At 46.9% G+C, this 23628-nt stretch carries 27 protein-coding genes; 2 read left to right on the top strand and 25 right to left on the bottom strand.

Annotated elements, in window-relative coordinates; all coding sequences use genetic code 11:
* Positions 1-61 precede the first annotated feature (61 nt).
* The 14 genes from FZD51_RS24265 to metG all read right to left on the bottom strand — a co-directional run bounded on the left by FZD51_RS24265 (position 62) and on the right by metG (position 13743).
* Entirely contained in the window at positions 62-1018 is a 957-nt protein-coding gene (locus tag FZD51_RS24265; protein ID WP_009796168.1) for a ribose-phosphate diphosphokinase, read from the bottom strand.
* Between the two features lie 28 nt (positions 1019-1046).
* A complete protein-coding gene (glmU, locus tag FZD51_RS24260; RefSeq protein ID WP_148977033.1) occupies positions 1047-2420 on the bottom strand; it encodes a bifunctional UDP-N-acetylglucosamine diphosphorylase/glucosamine-1-phosphate N-acetyltransferase GlmU in 1374 nt (457 codons plus the stop codon).
* A gap of 242 nt (positions 2421-2662) precedes the next feature.
* Positions 2663-2953, bottom strand: a complete 291-nt coding sequence (gene spoVG, locus FZD51_RS24255) for a septation regulator SpoVG (RefSeq protein ID WP_009336662.1) — start codon at positions 2951-2953, stop codon at positions 2663-2665.
* 225 nt (positions 2954-3178) lie between these two features.
* Complete coding sequence (gene ridA, locus FZD51_RS24250; protein WP_148977032.1) at positions 3179-3553, bottom strand: 2-iminobutanoate/2-iminopropanoate deaminase; 375 nt, start codon at positions 3551-3553, stop codon at positions 3179-3181.
* Between the two features lie 14 nt (positions 3554-3567).
* Positions 3568-4395: a pur operon repressor gene (gene purR / locus FZD51_RS24245; RefSeq protein ID WP_035403610.1), complete on the bottom strand. Its 828-nt coding sequence runs from the start codon at positions 4393-4395 to the stop codon at positions 3568-3570.
* Positions 4396-4453: 58 nt separating this feature from the next.
* Positions 4454-5323: a 4-(cytidine 5'-diphospho)-2-C-methyl-D-erythritol kinase gene (gene ispE / locus FZD51_RS24240; RefSeq protein ID WP_009796175.1), complete on the bottom strand. Its 870-nt coding sequence runs from the start codon at positions 5321-5323 to the stop codon at positions 4454-4456.
* A 258-nt stretch (positions 5324-5581) separates the two neighbouring features.
* The gene (locus FZD51_RS24235) at positions 5582-5752 is read right to left on the bottom strand and encodes a small, acid-soluble spore protein, alpha/beta type (RefSeq protein WP_148977031.1); all 171 of its coding nucleotides are present in this window, start codon (positions 5750-5752) and stop codon (positions 5582-5584) included.
* Between the two features lie 158 nt (positions 5753-5910).
* Positions 5911-6174, bottom strand: a complete 264-nt coding sequence (veg, locus tag FZD51_RS24230) for a biofilm formation stimulator Veg (RefSeq protein WP_009796178.1) — start codon at positions 6172-6174, stop codon at positions 5911-5913.
* Between the two features lie 314 nt (positions 6175-6488).
* Positions 6489-7364 carry a sporulation peptidase YabG gene (yabG, locus tag FZD51_RS24225; RefSeq protein ID WP_022543205.1) on the bottom strand — a complete coding sequence of 292 codons (876 nt, stop codon included), beginning with the start codon at positions 7362-7364 and terminating at the stop codon, positions 6489-6491.
* Positions 7365-7756: 392 nt separating this feature from the next.
* Positions 7757-8638, bottom strand: a complete 882-nt coding sequence (gene rsmA, locus FZD51_RS24220; RefSeq protein WP_148977030.1) for a 16S rRNA (adenine(1518)-N(6)/adenine(1519)-N(6))-dimethyltransferase RsmA — start codon at positions 8636-8638, stop codon at positions 7757-7759.
* On the bottom strand, positions 8631-9191 hold the full coding sequence (rnmV, locus tag FZD51_RS24215) for a ribonuclease M5 (protein ID WP_148977029.1): 561 nt from the start codon (positions 9189-9191) through the stop codon (positions 8631-8633). Before rnmV ends, rsmA begins: the two co-directional genes overlap by 8 nt.
* Before the next feature lie 206 nt (positions 9192-9397).
* The gene (locus FZD51_RS24210) at positions 9398-10591 is read right to left on the bottom strand and encodes a G5 and 3D domain-containing protein (RefSeq protein WP_187445884.1); all 1194 of its coding nucleotides are present in this window, start codon (positions 10589-10591) and stop codon (positions 9398-9400) included.
* A 268-nt stretch (positions 10592-10859) separates the two neighbouring features.
* The gene (locus FZD51_RS24205) at positions 10860-11630 is read right to left on the bottom strand and encodes a TatD family hydrolase (protein WP_148977027.1); all 771 of its coding nucleotides are present in this window, start codon (positions 11628-11630) and stop codon (positions 10860-10862) included.
* Between the two features lie 151 nt (positions 11631-11781).
* Entirely contained in the window at positions 11782-13743 is a 1962-nt protein-coding gene (metG, locus tag FZD51_RS24200) for a methionine--tRNA ligase (RefSeq protein ID WP_148977026.1), read from the bottom strand.
* Positions 13744-14613: 870 nt separating this feature from the next.
* On the opposite strand from metG, the gene FZD51_RS24195 reads away from it, so the two are divergent.
* On the top strand, positions 14614-14898 hold the full coding sequence (locus FZD51_RS24195; RefSeq protein WP_009791698.1) for an AbrB/MazE/SpoVT family DNA-binding domain-containing protein: 285 nt from the start codon (positions 14614-14616) through the stop codon (positions 14896-14898).
* A 110-nt stretch (positions 14899-15008) separates the two neighbouring features.
* Here FZD51_RS24195 and rsmI read toward each other — a convergent pair whose 3' ends face one another.
* The 10 genes from rsmI to FZD51_RS24145 all read right to left on the bottom strand — a co-directional run bounded on the left by rsmI (position 15009) and on the right by FZD51_RS24145 (position 22223).
* Positions 15009-15887 (bottom strand): 16S rRNA (cytidine(1402)-2'-O)-methyltransferase, encoded by an 879-nt coding sequence (gene rsmI, locus FZD51_RS24190; RefSeq protein WP_148977025.1) that lies wholly within the window; start codon positions 15885-15887, stop codon positions 15009-15011.
* Complete coding sequence (locus tag FZD51_RS24185; RefSeq protein ID WP_009791696.1) at positions 15865-16152, bottom strand: GIY-YIG nuclease family protein; 288 nt, start codon at positions 16150-16152, stop codon at positions 15865-15867. Before FZD51_RS24185 ends, rsmI begins: the two co-directional genes overlap by 23 nt.
* Positions 16142-16882 (bottom strand): tRNA1(Val) (adenine(37)-N6)-methyltransferase, encoded by a 741-nt coding sequence (locus FZD51_RS24180; RefSeq protein WP_148977024.1) that lies wholly within the window; start codon positions 16880-16882, stop codon positions 16142-16144. The genes FZD51_RS24185 and FZD51_RS24180 overlap by 11 nt, the downstream gene beginning before the upstream one ends.
* A 58-nt stretch (positions 16883-16940) precedes the next feature.
* Entirely contained in the window at positions 16941-17309 is a 369-nt protein-coding gene (yabA, locus tag FZD51_RS24175; protein WP_009791694.1) for a DNA replication initiation control protein YabA, read from the bottom strand.
* A gap of 13 nt (positions 17310-17322) precedes the next feature.
* Positions 17323-18150: a PSP1 domain-containing protein gene (locus tag FZD51_RS24170; RefSeq protein WP_009791693.1), complete on the bottom strand. Its 828-nt coding sequence runs from the start codon at positions 18148-18150 to the stop codon at positions 17323-17325.
* Complete coding sequence (gene holB / locus FZD51_RS24165) at positions 18143-19150, bottom strand: DNA polymerase III subunit delta' (protein WP_148977023.1); 1008 nt, start codon at positions 19148-19150, stop codon at positions 18143-18145. The genes FZD51_RS24170 and holB overlap by 8 nt, the downstream gene beginning before the upstream one ends.
* Before the next feature lie 13 nt (positions 19151-19163).
* Positions 19164-19604, bottom strand: a complete 441-nt coding sequence (locus FZD51_RS24160; protein ID WP_009791691.1) for a YaaR family protein — start codon at positions 19602-19604, stop codon at positions 19164-19166.
* Positions 19605-19629: 25 nt separating this feature from the next.
* On the bottom strand, positions 19630-19959 hold the full coding sequence (locus tag FZD51_RS24155; protein ID WP_009791690.1) for a cyclic-di-AMP receptor: 330 nt from the start codon (positions 19957-19959) through the stop codon (positions 19630-19632).
* Positions 19960-20134: 175 nt separating this feature from the next.
* The gene (gene tmk / locus FZD51_RS24150; RefSeq protein WP_148977058.1) at positions 20135-20770 is read right to left on the bottom strand and encodes a dTMP kinase; all 636 of its coding nucleotides are present in this window, start codon (positions 20768-20770) and stop codon (positions 20135-20137) included.
* A 28-nt stretch (positions 20771-20798) separates the two neighbouring features.
* Positions 20799-22223, bottom strand: coding sequence for an aminotransferase class I/II-fold pyridoxal phosphate-dependent enzyme (locus FZD51_RS24145; RefSeq protein ID WP_262381089.1), 1425 nt, complete (start codon positions 22221-22223; stop codon positions 20799-20801).
* Positions 22224-22450: 227 nt separating this feature from the next.
* Here FZD51_RS24145 and FZD51_RS24140 point away from each other — a divergent pair, with 227 nt between their 5' ends.
* On the top strand, positions 22451-22654 hold the full coding sequence (locus tag FZD51_RS24140; RefSeq protein WP_022543201.1) for a sigma factor G inhibitor Gin: 204 nt from the start codon (positions 22451-22453) through the stop codon (positions 22652-22654).
* A 740-nt stretch (positions 22655-23394) separates the two neighbouring features.
* Here FZD51_RS24140 and FZD51_RS24135 read toward each other — a convergent pair.
* Positions 23395-23628: transposase (locus FZD51_RS24135; RefSeq protein ID WP_148976930.1), on the bottom strand; the 234-nt coding region annotated here is incomplete at its 5' end.

Below are 23628 nucleotides of genomic sequence, written 5' to 3'. Positions count from 1 at the left end.
TTTTATAACATGAGTATAGCATAAAAGGCTTGCCCTGCGGCAAGCCTCTTGTACTGCTGAATTAATCGAACAGAGTGCTGACAGATTGCTCCTCGTGGACGCGGATGATCGCTTCCCCGATAAGAGGGGCTACAGACAGCTCCCTGACTTTTGCGATTTTCTTTTCTTCAGGCAAAGCAATGGAGTTTGTGACAGCCAGTTCTTTAATATTTGAGTTCTGAATCCGCTCGATAGCCGGCCCTGACAGCACAGGATGTGTGCAGCACGCATAGACTTCCTTCGCGCCATTTTCAATCAGGGCATTCGCAGCAAGGGTGATCGTGCCGGCCGTATCGATTATGTCATCGATAAGGATCGCAATCTTGCCGTCGATATTTCCGACGATATTCATGACTTCCGCCACATTCGGCTTAGGACGGCGCTTGTCGATGATGGCGATCGGAGCCTTCAGGCGCTCAGCAAGCTTGCGTGCGCGGGTTACTCCGCCATGGTCCGGTGATACGATGACAATATCGCCATCCAGATCTTTGTTCCCGAAATAATCGGCCAAAATCGGCACACCCATCAGATGGTCGATCGGGATATCGAAGAAGCCCTGGATTTGCGGCGCATGAAGATCCAGCGTGATGACACGCGTCGCCCCTGCCGTTTCAAGCAGGTTGGCTGCAAGCTTGGCCGTGATCGGTTCACGGGCTCTCGCCTTGCGGTCCTGGCGTGCATAGCCGTAGTAAGGCATAACAATGTTGATTGTCTTGGCAGAAGCCCTCTTCAGTGCGTCAATCATGATCAGAAGCTCCATCAAGTGCTCGTTTACAGGAGAGCTTGTGGACTGGATCACGAATACATCACAGCCCCTGATGCTTTCCTCGATGTTAATCTGGATCTCTCCATCACTAAAACGTGTAACAGAGCACTTTCCAAGCTCCACTCCGATAACCTTTGCAATTTCCGATGCCAGATCACGATTCGAATTCAGGGAAAACACCTTCAAGTTTGGATCTAAATACTGGTTCGACATGTTAACCTCCATTAGCTTTTTATCACTATTATTTCTTGTTATTAAGCTTGCTCACATAATCTTCTTTATTCGTCTGCCTTGCACGGGCCACTGCCAGTGCTTCTCCAGGCACATCTTCCGTGATGGTAGAGCCGGCCGCTACATACGCGCCTTTTCCGACCGTTACAGGTGCAACCAGATTGGAGTTGCAGCCAATGAATGCACCGTCTTCGATTTTTGTCAGGAATTTGTTTTTCCCGTCATAATTGACTGTGATTGAGCCGCAGCCGAGGTTCACATCGCTTCCGACTTCCGCATCCCCAATATAACTCAGGTGGGATGCCTTGCTTCCTTTGCCGAAAACAGACTTCTTGATTTCAACGAAATTGCCGACCTTCACTTCATCATGGATATCTGACTGAGGACGGATATGGGCAAACGGCCCAATCGCTACACCACTGCCGATGCTGCTGTCATGGGCGACAGAATGCCTGATAACAGTGGTGTCCCCAATTGTACAGTCCTTGATTTCCGTGTTGGGGCCGATCACGCATTCTGAGCCGATCACCGCAGCCCCCTGGATGACTGTTCCCGGATAGATGACTGTATCCTGGCCGATCACCGCTTCAGGGCTGATATACGTCTGTTCAGGATCGATCAGCGACACACCGTTTCTCATATGCTTCTCATTAATGCGCCTTTTCATGATGCGTTCTGCCTGAGAAAGGGCAACACGGTCATTGACGCCCAGTGACTCATCGAAATCGCCTGTTGCGAAGGCTGATACCGTCTCACCTTCAGTTTTCAGGATTTCTATGACATCAGGCAGGTAATACTCTCCTTGGACATTGTCATTGCTGACATTGTTCAGGGCACGGAAAAGCGCTGCGTTATCAAAGCAGTATGTACCTGTGTTGATTTCTGTGATGTTTCTCTCCTGCTCTGTCGCATCCTTATGCTCGACGATTTTCTCGACATGCCCCTCTTCATTCCGTACAATTCTTCCATATCCTGCAGGATCAGGGGCAATGGCAGTAAGGATGGTTGCTTTTGCTCCAGTTTCCTCATGATGGCGGAAGAGCGCCTCCATTGTTTCTGCCTTGATGAGGGGTGTATCCCCGCATACAACGATGGTCACACCCTCTTTACCTTCAAGGGCATCCTTAGCCTGCATGACAGCATGGGCTGTGCCGAGCTGTTCCTCCTGAAGCGCATAGCTGCTTGCATCACCCAGCTGGGATTTGACAAGTTCGGCGCCATGCCCGATGATGGTGACGATTTTTTCTATATGAAGATTCGATACTTGATCCACAACATGCTGAACCATTGGTTTGCCGCAAACGGGATGAAGCACTTTATAAAGCTTTGACTTCATGCGTGTCCCTTGGCCTGCGGCTAAAATTACCGCGAAACGTGTAGACATTTACAGGCCTCCAATTTACCTTTTTATCCATTAAGAATATATCTCAAAAAGCCTTTCATTTCAAGGAATGTTGCCAAAGTACATATTTTTGTCATAAGGAAGATTTTCTGGGAAGGAAATTATTTGAGAAGGATGGTTTAAGCAGGGGTCTTGCAGGGGAAAGGCAATAATAAGGAACAGGCAGTAAAAATAGCCATAAAAAAGAGCCTGACTAATGAAGTAGGCCCTCGTTGCAATTATACTTAAGAAGCTCCGGCTTCTTCAAATTCAACTTCTAATTCGCCTAAGCGGTGATATTCTGCCAAAACAGCTTCTTGGATCTTGCCGCGCGTTCCGGAATTGATCGGGTGAGCGATATCACGGAACTCTCCATCAGGTGTACGTTTACTTGGCATTGCGACAAATAGGCCATTATTGCCGTCAATGACACGGATATCATGAACAACAAACTCATGGTCTAAAGTAATAGAAGCAATTGCTCTCATCCGTCCATCTGTGTTTACACGGCGCAATCTTACGTCAGTTACCTCCATTTGGTTCACCACCTTTACTAGTAAATAAATTCTAATTTTAATAATTCAACAAATTTTCCAATTCTCCTTCTTAAATGGGAATTTTTTTTTGGTTTTTTCCCATGCTCTGGGGAAAAGGAAACAAAAGGAGGCGCTTACAGCAAATGCGGACCCTGCATTGCAGTACAAACCGCCTAAATTTACAGGTAATTCAGAAAATATTTAGAGGCAAAAAAAAGCCCCCGTTTATTTAACGAGCGCTATTACTTCAATTTCAACCAATGCATCTTTTGGCAGCCTTGCTACCTCGACACAGGAACGGGCCGGCTTGTGCTCTCCGAAATATTCTCCATACACTTCGTTGATCTCCGCAAAGTCATTCATATCCTTGATGAAGACCGTCGCCTTTACGACCGTTTCCAGCGAAGCACCCGCTTCCTTCAGTACAGCCTGGAGGTTCTTGAACACCTGGTGCGTCTGCTCCTTGACATTGCCATCCAACATGATGCCCCCGGCAGTCAATGGAATCTGGCCTGAGCTGTAAAACATATTGTTTACGACAATTCCCTGTGAGTATGGTCCGATTGCAGCCGGAGCCATCTCTGTATGAACTTTTTTCATGGCTTTCCCCACCTTTATCCGTTCTTATGCCTGAAATAGTTTCCCTCTGTCACATTGATTTTCTTCTCTTTGACATCCACATCTGCAAGCTGGACAAGAGATAAATATTCATCAACAAGTCGTTCTTCAGCTTTTTCTGCTTCCACCAGGACCGCAATCCCGGCAACATGTGCCTTGAATTCCTCCAGCATGCTGATCATGCCGTTGACCGTACCGCCTGCTTTCATAAAATCATCGACAATCAGCACCTTCGATCCTTCTTCCAGGCTTCTTTTCGAAAGCACCATCGTCTGGATGCGCTTGGCTGACCCTGAAACATAGTTGATGCTCACTGTCGATCCTTCTGTCACCCTGCTGTCTCTCCTGACGATCACGACCGGCACATTCAAGTATGCCCCGACAGCGTAGGCAAGCGGGATCCCTTTTGTTGCCACGGTCATGACTACATCGATATCAGCATCGGCAAAAGCAGAGGCAAAGACTCTTCCCGCCTTCTGGACAATCGCCGGATCGCCGAGGATGTCTGTCATATACAGATAGCCTCCCGGCAGGAGCCTTTCCGGGCTCGCAATGACCTCACAAAGCCCGCTTATAAAAGGGCGTGCCTCATCATCGCTTACCTTTACAGAGTATTTCACCCCACCGGCTGCACCCGGCACCGTCTGAAGGGTGCCGATCCCCCGCTGTTCGAATGTCTCTTTTATAATGGCCAGGTCTTCGCTGATCGAAGATTTGGCAGAGCCGTAACGGTCGGCAAAGAAAGTGAGGGACACCAGCTGCCGGGGATGCTCCAGCAGATAATTCGTCATATCTATTAAGCGCTCGCTGCGGCGAAACTTCATCATTACGAAACCTCCGGAATCCGAATAATTAACGATAATATACCACTAATATACGGATTTAATCAAGCTTATGCTGATCACCCAGCATTCGTACCGCGAAAACCTGGTCACAGAAGCCTTTCAGGCCGTTATAAATCCGGTGCATTCTTGAATCATGGTGAACAAGGCCGAACACCGTTGGCCCCGATCCGCTCATCAGCACAGCATCCGCTCCGAACCTTTTCATCTGATCCTTGATTTGTGCGACTTCGGGATAAAGATTGAGCGTCACATCTTCCAGTACATTCCCGACATTTTCGCATACGCTGCTGTAATCGCCATCCTTGATCGCCTCTACCATGCCCGCGGTATTTGGATGATGGATCCCTTTCAGATCAAGGCGCCTGTATACATCCGCAGTCGATACCCCGATGAATGGCTTCGCGAGGATCACCCAGCATGTCGGCGGTGCCGGCAGATGCTTGATCATTTCTCCCCGCCCCGTCGCCAGCGCAGTACCGCCATAGACACAGAAAGATACATCCGAGCCTATTTCCGCTCCGATCTCTGCAAGCTCATCCAGTGAAAGGCCGAGCCCCCACAGCTTATTCAAGCCTCTCAGGGCTGCTGCTGCGTCGCTGCTGCCGCCGGCAAGCCCTGCCGCGACCGGAATGGTCTTTTCTATCGTAATGGCCACTCCCTGCTTTACCTTGAACCGCTCCTTCAGCAGGGATGCCGCCTGGTACGCGAGATTCCGCTGGTCATCAGGCACAAACCGGTTATGGGAAATGATCCTGATTTCGTCTTTCTTCAATTCAGTCAATTCAAGGCGGTCGGCAAGATCGATCGTCGTCATGATCATCTCCACCTCATGGTAGCCATCCGGCCGTTTATATAATACATCCAGCGATAAATTGATCTTAGCCGGCGCCTTTACTAAAAGCTTCAAAATACCCACCTACTTCTGCTCATTTCAACGTCTCAGTTTTTGTCCTATTTTACCACAAAACAGGGCTTGTAAGACGTTCGAATCAGACATTCTTCAACAAATAAGTAATTTTACCATGCGAATGGGAAAGAGAAAAGGCAGAATGAGCGGTCTGGAAGGGCCTTGGGAGGCCCCTTCGACGCAAAAAACCCGGGGTTAGCCCCCGGGCCCGCAAATGCAGCTGTTTGGTTTCAAGCTTGAAGCAGTGAACATCATTTTTTACTGAAGGAGGCTCTGCTGTGCTTTTTCTATCGCCAGTTTGACCATATTGCCGGCATCCTTCGCCCGGATGCCTCCCCAGCCTTCCTTCTGGACAACATCATAGAAGCCGAGCTCTTTCGCCAGTTCTTCCTTGAAGCCCTCTGACATGACGCCTTTTCTCCTGCTCAATGCAACATCCCCTTTTTAAGCATTGCGGTATTTTTATTGTAGGCAGCATCAGGCCCGCCCATGCAAACCTATATTTGACTGTTTCTGCGGGAGCAAATTAAAAAGCAGGGGCGGCAAAAATCGTTTTGCCGCCCCTGCTTTTTAGAAAAGGATATATATCAGCTTAAAGCCATATGTCCTGATGCGTCTTCGTAGAAGGTAATTTGAACCGTTTCTGTTAAAACATCTGCATAACTGTAAGATACGCGTTCGAATGCATTTTCATCCTGATCAAGTTCAATCACAAATACAGAGGGATATGTTTCTGCCAGTACGCCTGAACGTTCAATCGTCTTCCTGCGCCCGCCATTGGCTTTAAGCAAAAGCCTTTTCCCCAAATTTGAATCAAGAGCCTTTTTTATGTCCGTTAATGTTTTTGCCATTCGGTCCACCTCACTATGTAAAGTATATCACACTGACACAGTAGAGTCAAATAAAAACATAAATTATAACAGTCTTTAAAAAAGATTGTCAATATATTTTCGTCTACTTTTTATCCTATTTTTCAACATTTTTATCATTCCCTAAAATAAGCGAATTATGTGCCAAATATGAATAAGACAGGAAAACCTTGCTGCTTATCATTGGGACAGCCTGAAAACAGAGCTGGCAAAAGCCTGTCCTGCCTGACTTCAGCAAATGCCATGACAGTGCCTGAACAAAAAAATAAGCCCGCTCTTATGCCGGCTTATTCCCCTTATTCCGCTCCTTTATTAAACGGCATGCCCGTCCGGAGCACACCTTTTGTCTCTATCCCGCCAAGCCCTTTTTCGCCTGTCAGCGTATTTCGGAGGACGTCCCATACATTAATCCGCTCCATAAAAGGCGTAAAACTGATTTTAGCCACAATATAGACGGGATCAAGGGCATGTATATTGACACGTGATGGCGAGCTTGCAAAATTGGCCCCTGCGTGGATCAGGGATTCAAAATGCGACTGGCAAGCCCCTGCAAATATGACCAGCTGATCCAGATGGGGAATCTTTCTCCGCGCTTCCCTGACCGTCTGGACAAAATGCTTGGAATGGCGGTAAGCATTGATATCGGTCACCTTGCCTTTTGCCTTTGAGTAGGCATCATGCCCTGTGATGACCAGGATATCCGGCCTGTAATAGTCGATGAGCTGCCCTATTTTACTCGGCATCTCTTTTTCATTGCAGTGAATCCCGGTTACCGGGACACCGATCTTCTCATATAGGGAAAGGCATTTCTTTAAATAGGACGGATCACCGTCCAGATGAAGCACCCTGCCCGGGATCTGAAAATAATTGAACGGCTTGCTGTATGCGCCGGTTGCTTCGTATTCCTGCTTCTGCTTCAGGAGGCTCACATCCTGCCTGAACAGATTATAAGACTGTTCCTCAAGGGACTGATACTGCCTCGACATCTTCATCCGCTCTGACTGGTTGATCACAATCAGATCTTCATAAGGCGCATCCGCTATCAGCCTGATATCCTCTCCATACAGAACCGCGAGCTTCCGGCCTTCTTCTTCACGTATATCGATCACCCGAAACATGATGTCACAGTTATATGAAACCCTTCCTACAATATCCATAAGGTTAATGCTCACTGGCGTCACTCCATTAAGCTCCTGTGCCGAGCTGGTCTAATCGCTTCTGGTTCTTTCATAAACTATGCAAATGCCCCTGCACATGTGCCTTGCGTGCCAGCTAAACCTGAATTCGGACGGACGCAGACGCAAGAAAAGCGCAAGCGCCTTGATCGCCTTAAGGAACGCAGACTAAGAACGCCACGTCCTGCGGCAACTTTGCATGACCAGCTTCCTGGGGGCCTCAAGATGGACCTTCCGGAAAGGCGTTCTTTGCCTTTTTGGGAGGTTTGGCTTGTGACTCGGCGCAGCTGCTGGACGTGGATCAAGAATTAAAAATCCCCACTAGTCTCACAATTTAAAATTCCTTAACAATAAAAAAGAAGCCCGGGGATTTCCGGGCTTCCTGCTCGTTAATTCTTAAAATGGGGATAAAGTTCATCGCTCAGGCGGCCAAACTCCCCGATCGAAAGGGTCTCCCCGCGTCTGGAAGGCTCAATGCCTGCTGTCTCCAATGCAGCAAGGATGGCCTCTTTTTTCTGCTTTCCTTCATGCAGCTGGCTTGTCAGGTTGTTGAGGATGGTCTTCCTTCTTTGGGCAAAGCTTGCCTTTGTCACCTGGAAAAAGAATGCCTCGTCCTTCACCAGCACTGGAGGGTGCTCCCTCCTCGTCAGCCTGATCACGGCCGAGTCGACATTCGGCTGCGGAACAAATACAGTCTTGGGAACGATCATGACTGTCTCCGCTTCTGTATAGTACTGGACGGCAATTGAAAGCGAGCCATAGTCCTTTGAGCCAGGCTTGGCCGAAATGCGGTCAGCCACTTCCTTCTGGAGCATGCAGACGATCCCGCGGATCGGCAGTTTTTCCTCCAGGAGCTTCATGATGATCGGAGTGGTCACATAATACGGGAGATTGGCAACCACCATCAGATCCTGGCCCGGTGCAAACCTTTCCTCGATCGTTGTTTTAACATCAGCCTTCAGGACATCCTGATGGATCACTTCAGCATTTGGATAAGGCGCGAGCGTTTCCTTCAGGATCGGAAGGAGCCTCTGGTCAATTTCAAAGGCGACCACTTTTTCACTCCGCTTGGCAAGCTGCTCTGTGAGTGCCCCTATGCCGGGTCCGATCTCGATTGCTCCTGAACCTTCCCGAAGCTCGGCATGGTCGACGATCCGGTTCAGTATATTGGTGTCTATCAGAAAGTTCTGCCCCAGGCTCTTTTTAAAGCTGAAGCCGTATTTTTCAAGTATGGCACGTGTTCTAAGTGGTGTTGCGATATCTTTATGCATGGCGCTCCTCCTGGTCGATCGCTTCAATGGCAGATGCAAAGTCTTCTTTCGGGACCTGGAACATCATCAGTCTCTTATGAAGCTGTTTTCCGTTAGTATACCCGATCTTAAGAAGCCTTCCCAGCTTCTCCCGGCGCTCCCTCGCGCTGCTCCCGCCGATGAGGCCGGCCAGGATCAAATCTTCCTGGGTAATTTCCTCCCGGGCTGTTTCCTGCATAGTCTGGGCCTCCTGGAGTGCTTTCCTGATCGTCTCAGGGGAAGCGTGCTCGACCCCCAGGCCCCTCCCCGACTTCGGCAGTGCATCCGTCTTATCTATGAAAGCATGCTTGCAGCCAGGCACATGGCGGGTGATGCTGTCACGGATCTTCTGGCCCGGGAAGTCCGGGTCCGTCAGAACAATGACACCCCTCTTGCTTTGAGCATGCTTGATTCTTTCCAAAGTTGCCGCATTGATGGCTGAACCGTTCGTTTCAATCGTGTCAGCATTGACTGCCCTCTTTATGGCCGTCGTATCATCCTTGCCTTCCACTACAATGATTTCTTTAATCTTCATTGGTCCTCCAAAATTAAAATGAAAAATTTGATAAAAACTTGAAACATTTTTGTAATCTGAATCGTCTAATAGTATGAGTAACAATAAAGACAATCCGTCTGTGTTTTATTATATATTACCGAATCGCCGGGAAAAAATCATTCGGCATTAGCAGACTCCGCTAAACCAACAAAAAAACAGGAGAAATTCTTCCCCTGCAAAATGATTCAGTCTAATATTTTTATTTTAACCGTCTTTCGTCCCCAACGGTATGCATCCGATTTGGAAGCAAAGAATACATCGATCTTATTCCCTTTAATGGCAGAGCCGGTATCGGCTGCCACTGCATAGCCATAGCCTTCGACATAGACCTTTGTACCCAGCGGGATCACCCGCGGATCAACCGCAATGACTTTTATGCCAGGATTTGATTTAAGATTGATCCCTGTAGCGGTTATGCCCGAGCATCCGCTGCAGCTTGGAGTATATGCAGTAGAGGAAACATACATCTCCCTGCCGGACTCGCTTGAGCCCGCTCCGCGGGAAACAGCAACCCTCTGCGCCATAACCTTCGTGCCGACAGCAACAATCTTATCCTTTTTCTCTTTTACTTTCTTTTCACTGAGCAATTTTCTGGATGTTTCTTTTCCGTTTTCCAAAACAACTTCATACTGCCTTGATAAAAGGCCTTCCTGCCCGTGGGAGACAACCTGTTCCTTCCCCTTGGCAAGGCTGGCGTCCTTCTTTGTAACCACGGCATAACTGATTGGTTCTTCCACTACATCGGTGACTTTTTCAACTCGAATGACATTGACAATGGCATTTTCCTTGACTGTCTCTTCTAGCTTTGGTTCAACACGGTCCATATTGTTTAGTGTAATTCCCTGCTGCGATAAAAAGTCAGCGACCGTAGTCGAAGTTGACCACATTTGTTGTTTCTTGCCGCCCTCAATGAGCGTTAACGCAAAAGCTTTTTCCACTTCTATCTTTAAATCGTCCTTAATTTCCTCTTCCGGCTTTGGATTGACTTTATCATGCTCTGAAAGTGCGATATTCTGCTCCTTTAAAAGCCCGCCCACCGTATCTGCCGTTGTCCAAATCGTTTTCTTCCCGCTGCTGTCTGTCAGTTGAACCTGTTTTGCCGGCTCCCATACTACCTCTAAGCCGTCCTTTACCTTTGCGCTTCCCGAGGGAAACAGATAGTCTTCTGAGCGAAGGGATATTTCCAGATCATCGAATATATCTTGAACTGTATCTGCATGTGTTTTGATGACTTTGTCCTGGCCATTCATGGAAACTGCTACTGTTTTTTTCGTGGTTTCATAAATCATGAACCCGGCAGCTGCCGAAAAAACTATTAAACTAGCAACCATGACGGTCAGTTTTTTCTTACTCAAAGACTTGGAAAACAGGTTTTTCATGTTCTCAATCGCGATGAAAAACGCCTCCTTTTCTCTTCGGAGTGATTATATAGAGTATCTTGCCGGCTGTCAACTCAAACACTTTTCTCTCATTTTGCTGCTTTCCTGGGCGGGAGGGGGAAAACGTATTTCCTATTATGCAAAAAAAACAAGAGAAAGGAAAGAGAGACTTATCGACACGGTTATCCTATGATGAAAAGGAGACGTGTAGAACTTTTAAGAATTGGACTTAATAGGGACAAGCTCCCCCATGAATCGACAAAAACGCTTAGCGGCTTATGCCGAATAATCTTTTTGCATTTTCCGTTGTCGCTTCTGCCACTTCTTCGAATGCCAGCCCTTTCAGTTCGGCGATCTGCTCAGCCACCAGCTTAACATAGGCAGGTTCATTCCTTTTTCCCCGGTAGGGATGAGGAGCAAGATAAGGGCAGTCGGTTTCAATCAATAGCTTTTCAAGCGGAACCGCCTCTGCGACTTCCTTCGGTTTTTTTGCATTTTTGAAGGTTACCGGGCCTCCGAGAGAAATATAGAAATTCATATCAAGGCATTCCTTAGCCACTTCGACACTGCCGCTGTAGCAATGCATGATGCCGCCGACCTCTCCTGCTCCCTCTTCCCTCAGAATTTCTACAACATCAGCCGTTGCGTCCCGATTATGTATGACGATCGGCAGCTTAACCTTCTTCGCCAGCCTGATCTGCCTTCTGAATACGTCCTTCTGGACATCCTTCGGCGATTTATCCCAATGATAGTCAAGCCCCATCTCCCCGATTGCCACTACTTTCGGATGGGCAGCCAGCTCTTCGATCCAGGCCAGGTCCTCATCCTTCATGTCAATAGCATCGACAGGATGCCAGCCGACACATGCAAAAATAAAATCATAGGCTTCTGCCAGCTCCATGGCTTTGGTGATTGTCGGGCGGTCAAAGCCGACAACCACCATATGGGAGACACCTTCTGCCTGCGCCCTCCCGATCACTTCTTCCAGATCTTCCTCAAACTGTTCGGCATTCAAATGTACATGCGTGTCGAATAACATAGAAAAACTCCTTACTAGAGAAAATATTATATTTACATCTCTATTATTTCATTTGTGTTACAAATTATCTTTCCTGTGCTTAAATGAAAGAAAACATAGGGCTGTCCGACGCTTATGAAACGCAAAACATCCCTATGTCCATTCTACTGGCTTATTTTACACGCGCTCCGTTTGGCAGCGACTCGGCAATAGTCGCAAGGGACAGCGCTCCGTCCTCGCTTCCGGCCAGGATCATGCCTTCTGAAAGCTCGCCCCGCAGCTTAACCGGCTTAAGGTTGGTCACACAGATAACCTTGCGGCCGACAAGCTCTTCCGGCTTATAGAATTTTGCAATCCCGGAGACTACCTGCCTCTTTTCATACCCAAGATCAAGCTGAAGCTTTAGAAGCTTATCCGCTTTCTTGACCGGCTCAGCCGAAATGACTTCGGCTACCCGCAGGTCCAGCTTCATAAAATCATCAATGGTGATTTCCTCGCTGTCCGGCTTCTCAGGCACCTTCTTCTCCTCTGCTGCAGGAGCTGGTGCGCTTCCCTGCATTTTTTCTTTAATATATTCAACTTCTTCTTTCATATCAAGCCTTGGGAAGATCGGGTCTCCTTTGACTACCTTCGTATTCTCCGGTATCAGGCCGAACGTCTCGAGGCTTTCCCAGGATGTCAGCTCTTCTGTATTCACATTCAGCTGATTGAAGATTCCATCCGGCGTGCGTGTCAGGAAAGGCTTCAGCAATACGCCCGTCCTTCTCAGAGACTCAGCCAGGTGGAACATCACATTGCCCAGCTCTTCCTTTCGGGCTTCGTCCTTCGCAAGCACCCATGGCTGTGTTTCATCGATATACTTGTTCGTCCTGCTCACAAGCTGCCAGACAGATGAAAGGGCAACAGAAAATTCCATCTTTTCCATCGCTTCTTCATACTTAGCGACTGTCTCTTTGTTCATATCCAGGAGCTGCTTGTCAAACTCGCCTTCAGATCCTGTATAGGCAGGTATGGTCCCGTCAAAATATTTCTCGATCATCGCGACCGTACGGTTAAGCAGATTGCCCAGGTCGTTTGCCAGGTCAAAATTGACCCTCTCAACAAATCCTTCTGGTGTAAAAACGCCATCAGCGCCGAATGGCACTTCACGAAGGAGGTAATAGCGGAGGGAATCCAATCCGTAGCGGTCGATCAATGTAACTGGATCGACGACATTCCCTTTGGATTTGGACATTTTCCCATCCTTCATTAAAAGCCAGCCATGGGCAAATACCTTCTTAGGCAGCGGCAGATCCAGCGCCATCAGCATGATCGGCCAGTAAATCGTATGGAAACGGACAATTTCCTTGCCGACCAGATGGACATCCGCAGGCCAATAGTTCAGATATTTGGAGTCATCTTCTGTTCCGTAGCCAAGGGCCGTAATATAGTTGGAAAGCGCATCGATCCATACATATACCACATGCTTCGGGTTGTCCGGCACTTTTACGCCCCAATCAAAGGTAGTCCTTGAAACAGCCAGGTCCTCAAGTCCAGGCTTGATGAAATTGTTGATCATTTCATTCTTGCGTGATTCAGGCTGGATGAAATGCGGGTTTTCTTCATAATACTTAAGCAGCCTGTCTGCGTATTTGCTCACCTTGAAGAAATAGGACTCTTCCTTCACTTTATTGACAGGGCGTCCGCAGTCAGGGCAGTTGCCGTCAGCCAGCTGGCGCTCTGTGAAGTATGATTCACAAGGTGTACAATACCAGCCTTCATATTCTCCCAAATAAATATCGCCCTGCTCAAGCAGGCGGGCGAAAATCTTTTCAACCACCTGTTTATGGCGATCCTGGGTCGTGCGGATGAAATCATCATAGGAGATGTCCAGCTTGCTCCACAGGTCCTTGATGCCATCGACGATCTCATCAACATACTCCTGCGGCGTTACGCCCTTTTCTTCAGCCTTCTGCTGAATTTTCTGGCCATGTTCATCCGTACCGGTCAAATACATTACATCATAGCCGCGCAGGCGCTTATAGCGGGCCATCGCATCTCCGGCCACTGTTGTGTAGGCATGGCCGATATGCAGGTTTCCGCTCGGATAATAGATCGGGGTTGTAAGATAAAAGGTCTTCAATTTTCCTTCCATTGGTTTCCCTCCTGTTTAATGTTCAGCAAAGTAAGAGCAAGCAAAAGAAACAAGCTCGTCCATCTATTTGACATGGCATCCCAGGCCCTGAATGCAAAAAATCCCGCCCTTTCCAGGACGAGAGCGAAAATCAGCCTAGCATGCCCGCAATCAAGCAAATTCACTATGTTTTCTATACTCGTCAGCATAGCCTCTTATACCCTCAAAATATACCTAAAAATATCAAATAGTGCAACTAAGAAAGGCGGAGGGCGCTTGCTCAGCCCCGACAAGCTTAAGCCAATCAGAGCGGAAGGTTGTTCTTTAACCTTCTGATCTGATTGGCTTAAGACTCGAGGGGCTAGCGCCCGGAGCTGGACAAATAGAAAAGCGGAAGCGGCTGTTTAGGTGCGACAAGCTTAAGACACTTTGGAATTGAAGGCGTTCTTGCCTTCGGTTCCAAAGTGGCTTATGACTCGAGCACCTAGGAGCCGGAGCTGGACACAAGAAAAGCGGAGAGCGCTTGAAGGTCTGAAGCTCCACCTTCCATCCCCAAAAATCCGAAACCAAGCACGAAGTATATATTAAGAAGCGTTTCGACAATAATGTAGAATTTTGTCGAATGATGTTATCATAGTATAAAATTATACTCTTAATTCAAAATAATCATCAGAACAGCTCTCTGCCAGAAATGTGTCTCCTCAGCCACAAAACCCTGATATAGCAACTTTCTTCATCACCTAAAAATTTCTAAAAAAAATTGATTTAAAAGTAATTGACGGATTTGGGAATGGCTGGTATTATGTTATCTATAAGAATTTTGTCGAATAATGACGAATCTATAGATAGAGAAAAAGAAAATAGTGGAGATATGAGAGGAGATTTTTTAATATGAAATCTACAGGTATTGTTCGTAAAGTTGATGAGCTGGGACGCGTAGTTATTCCGATTGAGTTAAGACGTACACTTGGCATCGCCGAAAAGGACGCTCTTGAAATCTATGTTGATGATGAGCGCATCATCTTGAAAAAATATAAGCCAAACATGACTTGCCAGGTTACTGGTGAAGTATCTGATGATAACATCACACTTGCAGGCGGCAAGCTGATCCTTAGCCGTGACGGAGCAGAGCAGCTGCTGAAAGAAATCCAAAGCACATTTGAAACTGCAAAATAAGAAAAGTATAGAGCTGATTCAGCATTCTACTCACTTTCGCTCTGTTTAAGTGTAATACTTTTTGATTCTATATGAAAAGAAAAAAGCTTCCATATACCGGAAGCTTTTTTCTATTGCTCAATATGATATGCGCTGTACACTTCTCTTTTATTCAGGCTCCTGTCCTTCGCTGTCTGCTTGATGGCATCCTTGGAGCTCATTTCCTTCACAGATATATAGTGCTTCACATGCTCCTCAATGGATAGCTGTTCCCACCACACATCTTCTTCTGCAGATTCTCCCTCCGGATTCCCTTCAAGAATGATACAGAACTCTCCTCTGACTTCATCAGATTCTGCCCATTCCGCAAGCTCTGAAAGGCTGCCCCGGATGAATTCTTCATATCTCTTTGTAAGCTCCCGGCATAGAACGGCCTGGCGTTCGCCTAACTGCCCGCTCATCAGCTGCAGTGTTTCCTTCAGGCGATGCGGGGATTCATACAGGATGATGGTTGCATCCATTTTAGCGAGCTTTTCCAGCTCCTGCTTTTTTTCTTTTTTCTGTCTGTTCAGGAAACCATAGAAATAAAAAGGCTGCGACATGATGCCTGAAGCAATGAGAGCCGTCAGTGCAGCATTGGCCCCAGGAAGCGGAACAACAGTCAGCTGGTGTTCAAGCGCCTTTACGACCAGGTCATAGCCCGGATCCGAGATAGTCGGCATCCCGGCATCACTCACCACGGCAACCGCTGATCCCTCTTCAAGCATCTGAATGATCTTTTCACCGCTATGGCCTTTATTATGCTCGTGATAGCTGATGACAGGCGTTTCTATTTCAAAATAATTGCAAAGCTTTTTTGTATTCCTTGTATCCTCAGCTGCAATATAATCAGCCTCTTTCAGCATCCGCACGGCCCGGAAGCTCATATCCTCCAGGTTTCCAATCGGCGTCGGCACCAAATAAAGCGTACCCTTCTTATAATCATTGCTAAAGCTCTTTTGCTGCCACATCCAAATCACCTGTTTCCTTCATTAGAAAGTCTTCTTTCTTTTTTCTGCTTAACTGCTTGAATTGATATTCTGCCCTCATCGCTTCAGTTTTTCCTGAAAAAACCTGATGGTAGACAAGCACAACCGGTCCCCGCCCCCTTGTATATTTAGCCGCCTTCCCTTCATTATGAAGCCTGACCCGCCTGTCGAGATCATTGGTGTAGCCGGCATAGAGGCTGCCATCCCTGCATTTTAAAACATAGAAGTAATGTGCATCATTTTCCATATAACATCTCACTGATTTCCGGTGTATATTCATGATCTTTATTATAGATATAAAGCGGCGGCAGCACCTTCAAATCCGGGCTCCCCTGCTTGACCCCTTCAACAAGGAGCATATTGGCTTCTTTGCCCTGTTTCGGATAAACGAACTGAAGACGCTTCGGCTCAAGCTTATACTGCCTCATCAGAGTGACCATATCAAGGAGCCTTCCTGGCCTGTGGACAAAAGCCGCCTTTCCTCCCTGCTTCAGCAGCTGGCTTGAGACGCGCACCACATCCTCCAGTGTGCACAGAATCTCATGCCTGGCAATGGCAAGATGCTCATTGGCATTGATCTGATCTTTGGCTGGGGTAAGGAAATAAGGCGGATTGCATGTGACAATATCATACTTCCCGTGCCCAAGTAGGGCCGGCATCTCCTTGATATCCCCATGAATCATTTTAATCCTGTCTTCAAGCCCATTGTACTCTACGCTTCTCACAGCCATATCATAGAGCCTCTCCTGGATTTCCACACCGGTGATCGACCCTTTTGTCCGGCTGCTCAAAAACAGCGGGATTACACCATTCCCGCTGCACAGATCAATCAGGTTCCCTTTCTGGATCGGCACATAAGAAAATCTCGCCAGCAGGACAGCATCCAGGGAAAAAGAAAACACAGACGGGCTCTGGATGATGCGCAGCTTTTCAGCAAGCAGATAATCCAGCCGCTCATCCCCTTTTAAATTCAGCATACAATTTCCTCCGATAAACATTGTAAAAAGAGCCTTCCCGGCAAAAGGAAGGCTTACATTATTTCTTATTAAGGAAGGAAAGGCAGAAAAGGCAATCCCCTTCTTTGCGCGGGCTCCCAAAATGCAGATTGCAAATATGGAAACCTTCCTGGTAAAGCCTTGCAAGATTGTCATAGCCTTCACCAATATCGATGACTTTATCATCCTGCTGCGGCTTGCTTTTCCCTTTCTTGTCTTTCTTCCTGTTGGACTGTTGCTCTGCCGTTGTTTCCAGCCGGCGCCTTAAATGGTCATTCTCCAGCTTCAAGGAATTATTCTCCTCAAGTATCTCTGCCAGATGCTGTTTAAGCTCGCCAAGCTGTGTATACAGTTGTCCGATTTGGGTTTCCATATTGATCACGGAGTCAAAAATTTCTTTTTTATCCACGCGTTCCACCTCATTAATCTGTGGATTGTACCGAAACAGCACCTTCTGTCAGCACTTCGTCCAGCGTATATTCAAGGACACGCTCCTGGTCTCTCACTTCAACTTGCAGAACGCGTTCTAAAATATTGAGCCCAACCACTTTGCCGCGGCCCTGTGGAGTATTGATGACCGCTCCTATATCCGGCAGCTGCTCTTTCGCAGACTCATACTCATCATTCTCGTACTTCAGGCAGCACATGAGACGTCCGCAAAGTCCGGATATTTTAGTTGGGTTAAGGGAAAGGTTCTGGTCCTTTGCCATCTTGATCGACACCGGATCAAAATCCCCCAGGAAGGTAGAACAGCAAAGCATCCTACCGCATGGTCCTATGCCACCGAGCATCTTAGCTTCGTCCCGAACACCAATTTGGCGCAATTCGATCCTTGTCCGAAAGATCGCTGCCAAGTCCTTTACAAGCTCCCGGAAATCTACTCTTCCGTCGGCTGTAAAGTAAAAAATCACTTTATTTCGATCAAATGTATATTCAACATCAACAAGCTTCATATCAAGCTGATGGGTGCTGACTTTTTCACAGCACACCTCATAGGCTTCATGTGCAGCTTCCTTGTTTTCCTCAACAATCATCCGATCCTTTTGATCTGCAATTCTCAGAACTTTTTTCAATGGAAGGACAACATCGTTCTCATCCACTTGCTTCCGGGCAATTACTACTTTTCCGTACTCTACACCCCGGACTGTTTCCACGATTACAAAGTCGTCCTTTTGAATTGAGAGATCTCCGGGATCGAAGTAATAAATCTTCCCGGCTTTCTTAAACCGTACTCCCACTACATCATACAAATGAAGATCCCTCCTGCAATTTTAACACAAGCTGTTCCATCAACAGCTGCGGATTCATATTTGCGTGCAGCTTTCTTTTTGCCTCCAAAATGGCTGTCATCTGCTCGGTCAGACGACGTCCGGACGTTTGTAATGCATATTGCTCTAAACGGTTCATCTCGTTTAGATAAACAGCCTGTCCCTTTTTCCCAAGCTGTATATATAGTAAATCCTTAAAGATAAGTATCAGCAAATCCAAACCGCGATCAAACTGCTCTTTCTCTTTAAAGTGCAAAAACCATTCTTCCTGCAGTGCAACCATCGCCTCTAAAGGATTCTTTTTCAGCACTTCATATAATTTTAACACTATTTTTTGTGCTTGTGCAAACCAATCATCACTGGAGAGAGCGATTGCTTCATCCAAATTATTGGTTAATTGGGCCAATAATGGCGCCATTTGCGGGCTTACACCGTTTTCCGCAAGCTTCATTTCCATATTTTGGGGTGTAAGCGGAATGAATGAAATGGTCTGGCAGCGGGACAAAATGGTCGGCAGCATCCTTTGTCCCTGTTCGGTCATCAGAATGGCGACAGAGTCAGAGTTTGGCTCCTCCAGAAACTTGAGAAGGCTGTTCGCCGCATTTACCGTCATTTTATCGGCATGATTGATCATATAAAGCTTGCGCTTCGATTCCACTCCTGTTTTCGAGAACTCCTCCTGAAGCGCCTGTATCTGATGCTTTTTAATTGAAAGCCCATCAGGCTCCAGCAGATGTATGTCCGGATGGTTGCCGCTGTTGATCCGCCTGCAGTTCGTGCAGTCTTCACAGGGGATATAGCCGCCATCCGGCCTTTCGCAGAACAGGCTTTTTGCCAGAATAAGCCCGGCATCCTTCTTGCCGGTCCCCCTCATCCCTTCAAATAAATAAGCGTGGGCAAGCCGGTCCTTCTGTATGCTGTTTTTGAATAATTTCAATACGGCAGGCTGAAGCTTCTCCAGCTGCTCCCACGTTTTTGCCAAACTGATCACTCACCTACATATATATATTAATGAGCAGCCCCTTGATTTCCCCGATTTTCCCAAGGATACCGATGGACTGCTTTTCCTTCTTCATGACTTCCTCCGTCAGATCAGCCAGCTTCTGATCAATGGTCTCCACAATCTTTAAAGACCGGCCCTGTCCATACTGGTTCCAGCTGTGGGACTGGTTCAGCTCCATCCCGTAATCGACTGTTTCCTTCACAAAACGTTTGACAAGTGTTTTAAACTTGGCAAGATCCTTGAAATTGCGCGATCTCCCCAGGCGTTCCCCGGCAGAGTCGATATCCTTCAAAAGCCCCTGAAGCTGGGCCATCTGCATCTTTTGATCCTGCTTCTGAACAAGCTGCTGGAACTTTGCCCCATCGCCCGGCTGAAGCTTTTGATCCTGCTTAACCTTATCAAGGTTAAGGCGCAAATCCTGATTTATTTTCAAAGCGATCGTCTCCTGTTATCCCTTATTAAAACTGGTGGAAGCTTTCAACCGGCAGAACAAATACTGTCGCACCGCCCACTTCGACCTCAACCGGATACGGCACATAAGAATCGGCATTCCCGCCCATCGGCGAAACTGGCGCCACCAGCTGGTCGCGCGCGCTGCAGCTGTCCTTTATGACCTGCAGGGCCTTGTCCACCCGGATATCATCTGTACCAATCATAAAGGTCGTGTTGCCCGCTTTTAAAAAACCGCCGGTGCTCGCCATCTTTGTTGCCCTGAAATTATGCTCCACTAACGCACTCATCAGCTTATTGCTGTCCTGATCCTGAATAACGGCTAATATTAGCTTCATCTATTGTCACGTCCTTTAAAAAGTGTTTTTCCGCGTATATCTATCTATATTATAGCAAGAATTCTGTCTATAAACAGCGTCTATTCAGGAGCAATGAAATAAAACCGTTCTCTAAAGAACAAAAACATTTTCCTGAAAAGGAGAAAAGGCCCCATGAGGCCCTTTCGTTCAGCATCTATTTATCTGCAAACAGTGATTTCAGCCTGGCAGATGCCAGCTGGTAAACCTCTTCCACAGGAAGAGAAGCATCTATGCGGCTAATCCTATCCGGGAATTTTGCGAGCAGGATCTCATAGCCTTCCCGTACCTTCGTATGAAAATCCAGGCTCTCCAAATCCAGCCGGTTCACTTCCCGGCCTTGATTCCGGCCGATCCTCTGGAGGCCGGAATCCGGATCAATATCAAAATATAAGGTCAGCTCAGGCATCATGCCTTCAATGGCAAAATGATTGATCGAATAGACCTCATCAATCCCAAGCCCCCGGGCAAATCCCTGATAGGCAAGCGAGCTGTCAATAAAACGGTCGCACAGGACGATATAGCCTTCATCAAGAGCAGGCTGCACCTTCTCTGCCAAGTGCTGCCTTCTCGCTGCTGCATAAAGAAGCGCCTCTGTCCGGGGATCCATTGCCGTATTCTTTGTATCCAGGATAACAGACCTGATCTGCTCAGCAATTTCAATGCCGCCCGGCTCTCTCGTCTGCATCACTTTATATCCTTCATCAGCGAGCCCGCTCGCCAGCATATTGATAATAGTCGTCTTGCCGGCTCCCTCAGGGCCTTCCGCCGTAATAAATAAACCTTTATCCATCATGTTCCTCCTGCTTACATTCTGCTCGTTAAGCATATATGCTGATTTGATTTTCATCTAAGTGGCTGCCGCCCTGAAACCTTGCACCGCTTGCCTGTAATAACCGGATGCTCTTCACATCCTCTGCTGATATCACTTCACCGGGGAAAAGGAGCGGAATGCCGGGAGGGTACGGAATAATCAGCTCTGCGCATATCTTTCCTGCCGCCTCCTCCATGGATACTGCTTTCCTGCTCATCCGCATCAGGTCCTCCGCATTCAGGGCAAGGGTCGAAACCGGTGGCTTTTGAAAATAATTCACTTTTGCAGTCTGGCTCTTCCTTTTTCCGGACATGGCCTTCTCCGTTTTAAAAATAATCTCTTTAAAAGGAAAATCCATATCCTTCTTCAAGAGCGGAAGGACAAACACGACATTATAGGGATCCGCCATTTCAGGATAAATCCCCTCATCCTCCAGCAGGCTCTGCAGCTCAAAGCCGGACAATCCTTCAGGCTGGATCACAACCTTTAGCGGATCTCCTGCACTTTCTTCATATTCCAGCACAAGCAGGCCGCTTATGCCGGCCAGCCCGCGCCTGAATGATTTTATACGCTCAAGGAGGCTTTTATCATCCTCTTCTGTAAATGTTTCTAAATAATGCCTGGCACCATCCAATGATGCCATGATTGGATAAGAAGGGCTGCTGGACTGCAGCATCTGCAAATATTCCCTTGCTCCCTCATAACCGATAAGCCGGCTATTATAATGGAGATAAGCACCCATCGTCATGGCAGGGAGCGTCTTATGGGCTGACTGCACCACGAAATCAGCCCCCAGCTCCACTGCTGACTTCAGCCGGGACATTTTAATCAGATGAGCCCCATGCGCCTCATCCACCAATACAGGAATCCCATGCTGATGGGCTTTGTGGATGATTGCCTGCAAATCAAATACCATGCCATAATAGTTCGGATAAGTCAGGATGATTGCTTTAGCATCAGGGTGAAGGCTGATAGCTTTTTCCACCGTCTCTGGAGCAATGCCGCCGGCCACCCCCCAGTCACCATTATACTCCGGCCCCAGGAAAACAGGATATGCCTTGGCAAGACGGATTCCATTCAAGACGGACTTATGGCAATTCCGCTGCACAAGGACCGTCTCGCCTTCCTTCACAGTCGCAAGGATCATGGCGAGGTTACCAACAGTCGACCCATTTATTAAAAAAGAGCTCTCTTTAGCTCCATACAGCTTGCTTGCTAAAAGTTCTGCTTCTTTGATGGCGCCCGAAGCAGCATGGAGATCATCCAGACCGGACAATTCCGTCACATCCAGCTTCAGGGCCTCTGCGTAGACCGCTTGGCTGCCTTTATATAAAAGGCCATTCTTATGTCCCGGGACATGCAGGGAAATGCTGTCCTTACCTATATGATCCAGCAGCCTGCCGTACAGGGGAAGATTATTATAGTCATTCATTGTTATCACCAGATTGTTAGATTCTTCACCTATTTTATCAGACCCCATCTTAAAAAGATAATGCGTCCCCTAAATAAAAATAAGCTGTTGCCAAAGAATTGCCTATAGACATACACCCGGAAGCAAAGCAGAACATACAATAGAAAACATGTAAATACTCTCGAGACTTTTCAAAAAATTGTATTATTTTTTGCACAATGGACAGAATAAGAGGTGGAGGTGGAGATATGGATTCTTTATTGGCAAACAATCAGATGAAGAAAACCTGTGTCATTTGCGAAGAGGATAAAACAAGGGGCATACATTTATATACTTCTTTCATCTGCACAGATTGTGAATCTGATCTGATTAACACCGACACGGACAATCCAAAATATAAATATTATCTGAAGAAACTGCGGAAAGTAAATACACCGGAAATATTCTCGTAGAAGCTGATGCTTCTTTTTTTTGTGGTTTATTGGAGGAAATCAGCCTTTTTGGAATTGCGGCTGTGGGGAAGAAGCAGATAAACATATTTGAAGGCAGAGTGTGGAGTTGGACAGCTGGGTTGTAATTGTTAGTTTAGTTGGGTTGTGGTGGATTATCTTGCGAATTGATTATTCATGGTGAAAGCAGCTGTATTCAACGATATATTAAGCAAGTACGCAGAGCAATTCGCCCGTCCGGCATGCATGTAAGAAAGCAGCTGCCGGCTATAGTCGGATTTATGGCAAATGGTAAATTATTTGGGGATCCCGGTAAATCAATTGGCCATTTGATTAAATAAATCGTAAATTTGGTAGATTATCGAGCCAATTGATTAAATTCGCAACCAAAGCAGCTGCTCACCTCATTATTTTCATAAAGTGCTCAGCTTTAATGCCCATCATTAATGCTTTTTCCAGCAATATTTATGAAATTAGCTGCTGGCTTTAGTTGGATTTATGGCAAATGGTAAATTAAATGGGGATTTCGGTAAATTAATTGGCCAATTGATTAAATAAATCACGGAGTTGGTAGATTATCGAACCAATTGATTAAATTCATAACCAAAGCAGCTGCTCTCCCCCATATTCTCAACAAAAACCCTGCTCATTCGCCCACGCCGGCCACTAATTTCCTCCCCAGAGCACTTTTATTATTAAGGTTCTACGTCAAATGTTGGGGTGAGGTCCAAAGGGCTTCACCCTTATCCAATATGCACACCCAACTTTTTATACTTATGAGTTAATAAGATTTTGGCCCGAAAACGCTTAAAGCTTCTAAAGCCAAATGCGTTTCGTTTCATGACTTTCGTTAAGTTATTGAGGCCTTCTAAAAAACCATTCGAATAGTTATAGCTAAAGCTATTTAGTATTTCGATTTGCCAGTTTTTTATGGTCTTGGCAGCTTTCATGAACTCAGGAATGCCCGCCTGGGCAAC

Source organism: Bacillus infantis, assembly GCF_008180445.1.
Taxonomy (GTDB): Bacteria; Bacillota; Bacilli; order Bacillales; family Cytobacillaceae; genus Bacillus_AB; species Bacillus_AB infantis_B.
This window is presented reverse-complemented; position numbering and strand designations above follow the sequence as displayed.

Excerpts from the sequence above, each read along its gene's own strand:
- tmk (WP_148977058.1), bottom strand. The coding sequence starts at position 20,770 with ATGGATAAAGGTTTATTTATTACGGCGGAAGGCCCTGAGGGAGCCGGC.
- FZD51_RS24180 (WP_148977024.1), bottom strand. The coding sequence starts at position 16,882 with ATGCTGAATTTAAAAGGGGATGAGCGGCTGGATTATCTGCTTGCTGAA.
- metG (WP_148977026.1), bottom strand. The coding sequence starts at position 13,743 with ATGGAAGGAAAATTGAAGACCTTTTATCTTACAACCCCGATCTATTAT.
- FZD51_RS24145 (WP_262381089.1), bottom strand. The coding sequence starts at position 22,223 with ATGAATGACTATAATAATCTTCCCCTGTACGGCAGGCTGCTGGATCAT.
- FZD51_RS24205 (WP_148977027.1), bottom strand. The coding sequence starts at position 11,630 with ATGTTATTCGACACGCATGTACATTTGAATGCCGAACAGTTTGAGGAA.
- FZD51_RS24185 (WP_009791696.1), bottom strand. The coding sequence starts at position 16,152 with ATGGAAAATGATGCACATTACTTCTATGTTTTAAAATGCAGGGATGGC.
- veg (WP_009796178.1), bottom strand. The coding sequence starts at position 6,174 with ATGGCAAAAACATTAACGGACATAAAAAAGGCTCTTGATTCAAATTTG.
- FZD51_RS24265 (WP_009796168.1), bottom strand. The coding sequence starts at position 1,018 with ATGTCGAACCAGTATTTAGATCCAAACTTGAAGGTGTTTTCCCTGAAT.
- spoVG (WP_009336662.1), bottom strand. The coding sequence starts at position 2,953 with ATGGAGGTAACTGACGTAAGATTGCGCCGTGTAAACACAGATGGACGG.
- FZD51_RS24210 (WP_187445884.1), bottom strand. The coding sequence starts at position 10,591 with ATGAAAAACCTGTTTTCCAAGTCTTTGAGTAAGAAAAAACTGACCGTC.
- FZD51_RS24140 (WP_022543201.1), top strand. The coding sequence starts at position 22,451 with ATGGATTCTTTATTGGCAAACAATCAGATGAAGAAAACCTGTGTCATT.
- glmU (WP_148977033.1), bottom strand. The coding sequence starts at position 2,420 with ATGTCTACACGTTTCGCGGTAATTTTAGCCGCAGGCCAAGGGACACGC.
- rnmV (WP_148977029.1), bottom strand. The coding sequence starts at position 9,191 with ATGAAGATTAAAGAAATCATTGTAGTGGAAGGCAAGGATGATACGACG.
- rsmI (WP_148977025.1), bottom strand. The coding sequence starts at position 15,887 with ATGTGGCAGCAAAAGAGCTTTAGCAATGATTATAAGAAGGGTACGCTT.
- FZD51_RS24155 (WP_009791690.1), bottom strand. The coding sequence starts at position 19,959 with ATGAAGCTAATATTAGCCGTTATTCAGGATCAGGACAGCAATAAGCTG.
- ridA (WP_148977032.1), bottom strand. The coding sequence starts at position 3,553 with ATGAAAAAAGTTCATACAGAGATGGCTCCGGCTGCAATCGGACCATAC.
- FZD51_RS24195 (WP_009791698.1), top strand. The coding sequence starts at position 14,614 with ATGAAATCTACAGGTATTGTTCGTAAAGTTGATGAGCTGGGACGCGTA.
- purR (WP_035403610.1), bottom strand. The coding sequence starts at position 4,395 with ATGAAGTTTCGCCGCAGCGAGCGCTTAATAGATATGACGAATTATCTG.
- rsmA (WP_148977030.1), bottom strand. The coding sequence starts at position 8,638 with ATGCATAAAGATATCGCAACACCACTTAGAACACGTGCCATACTTGAA.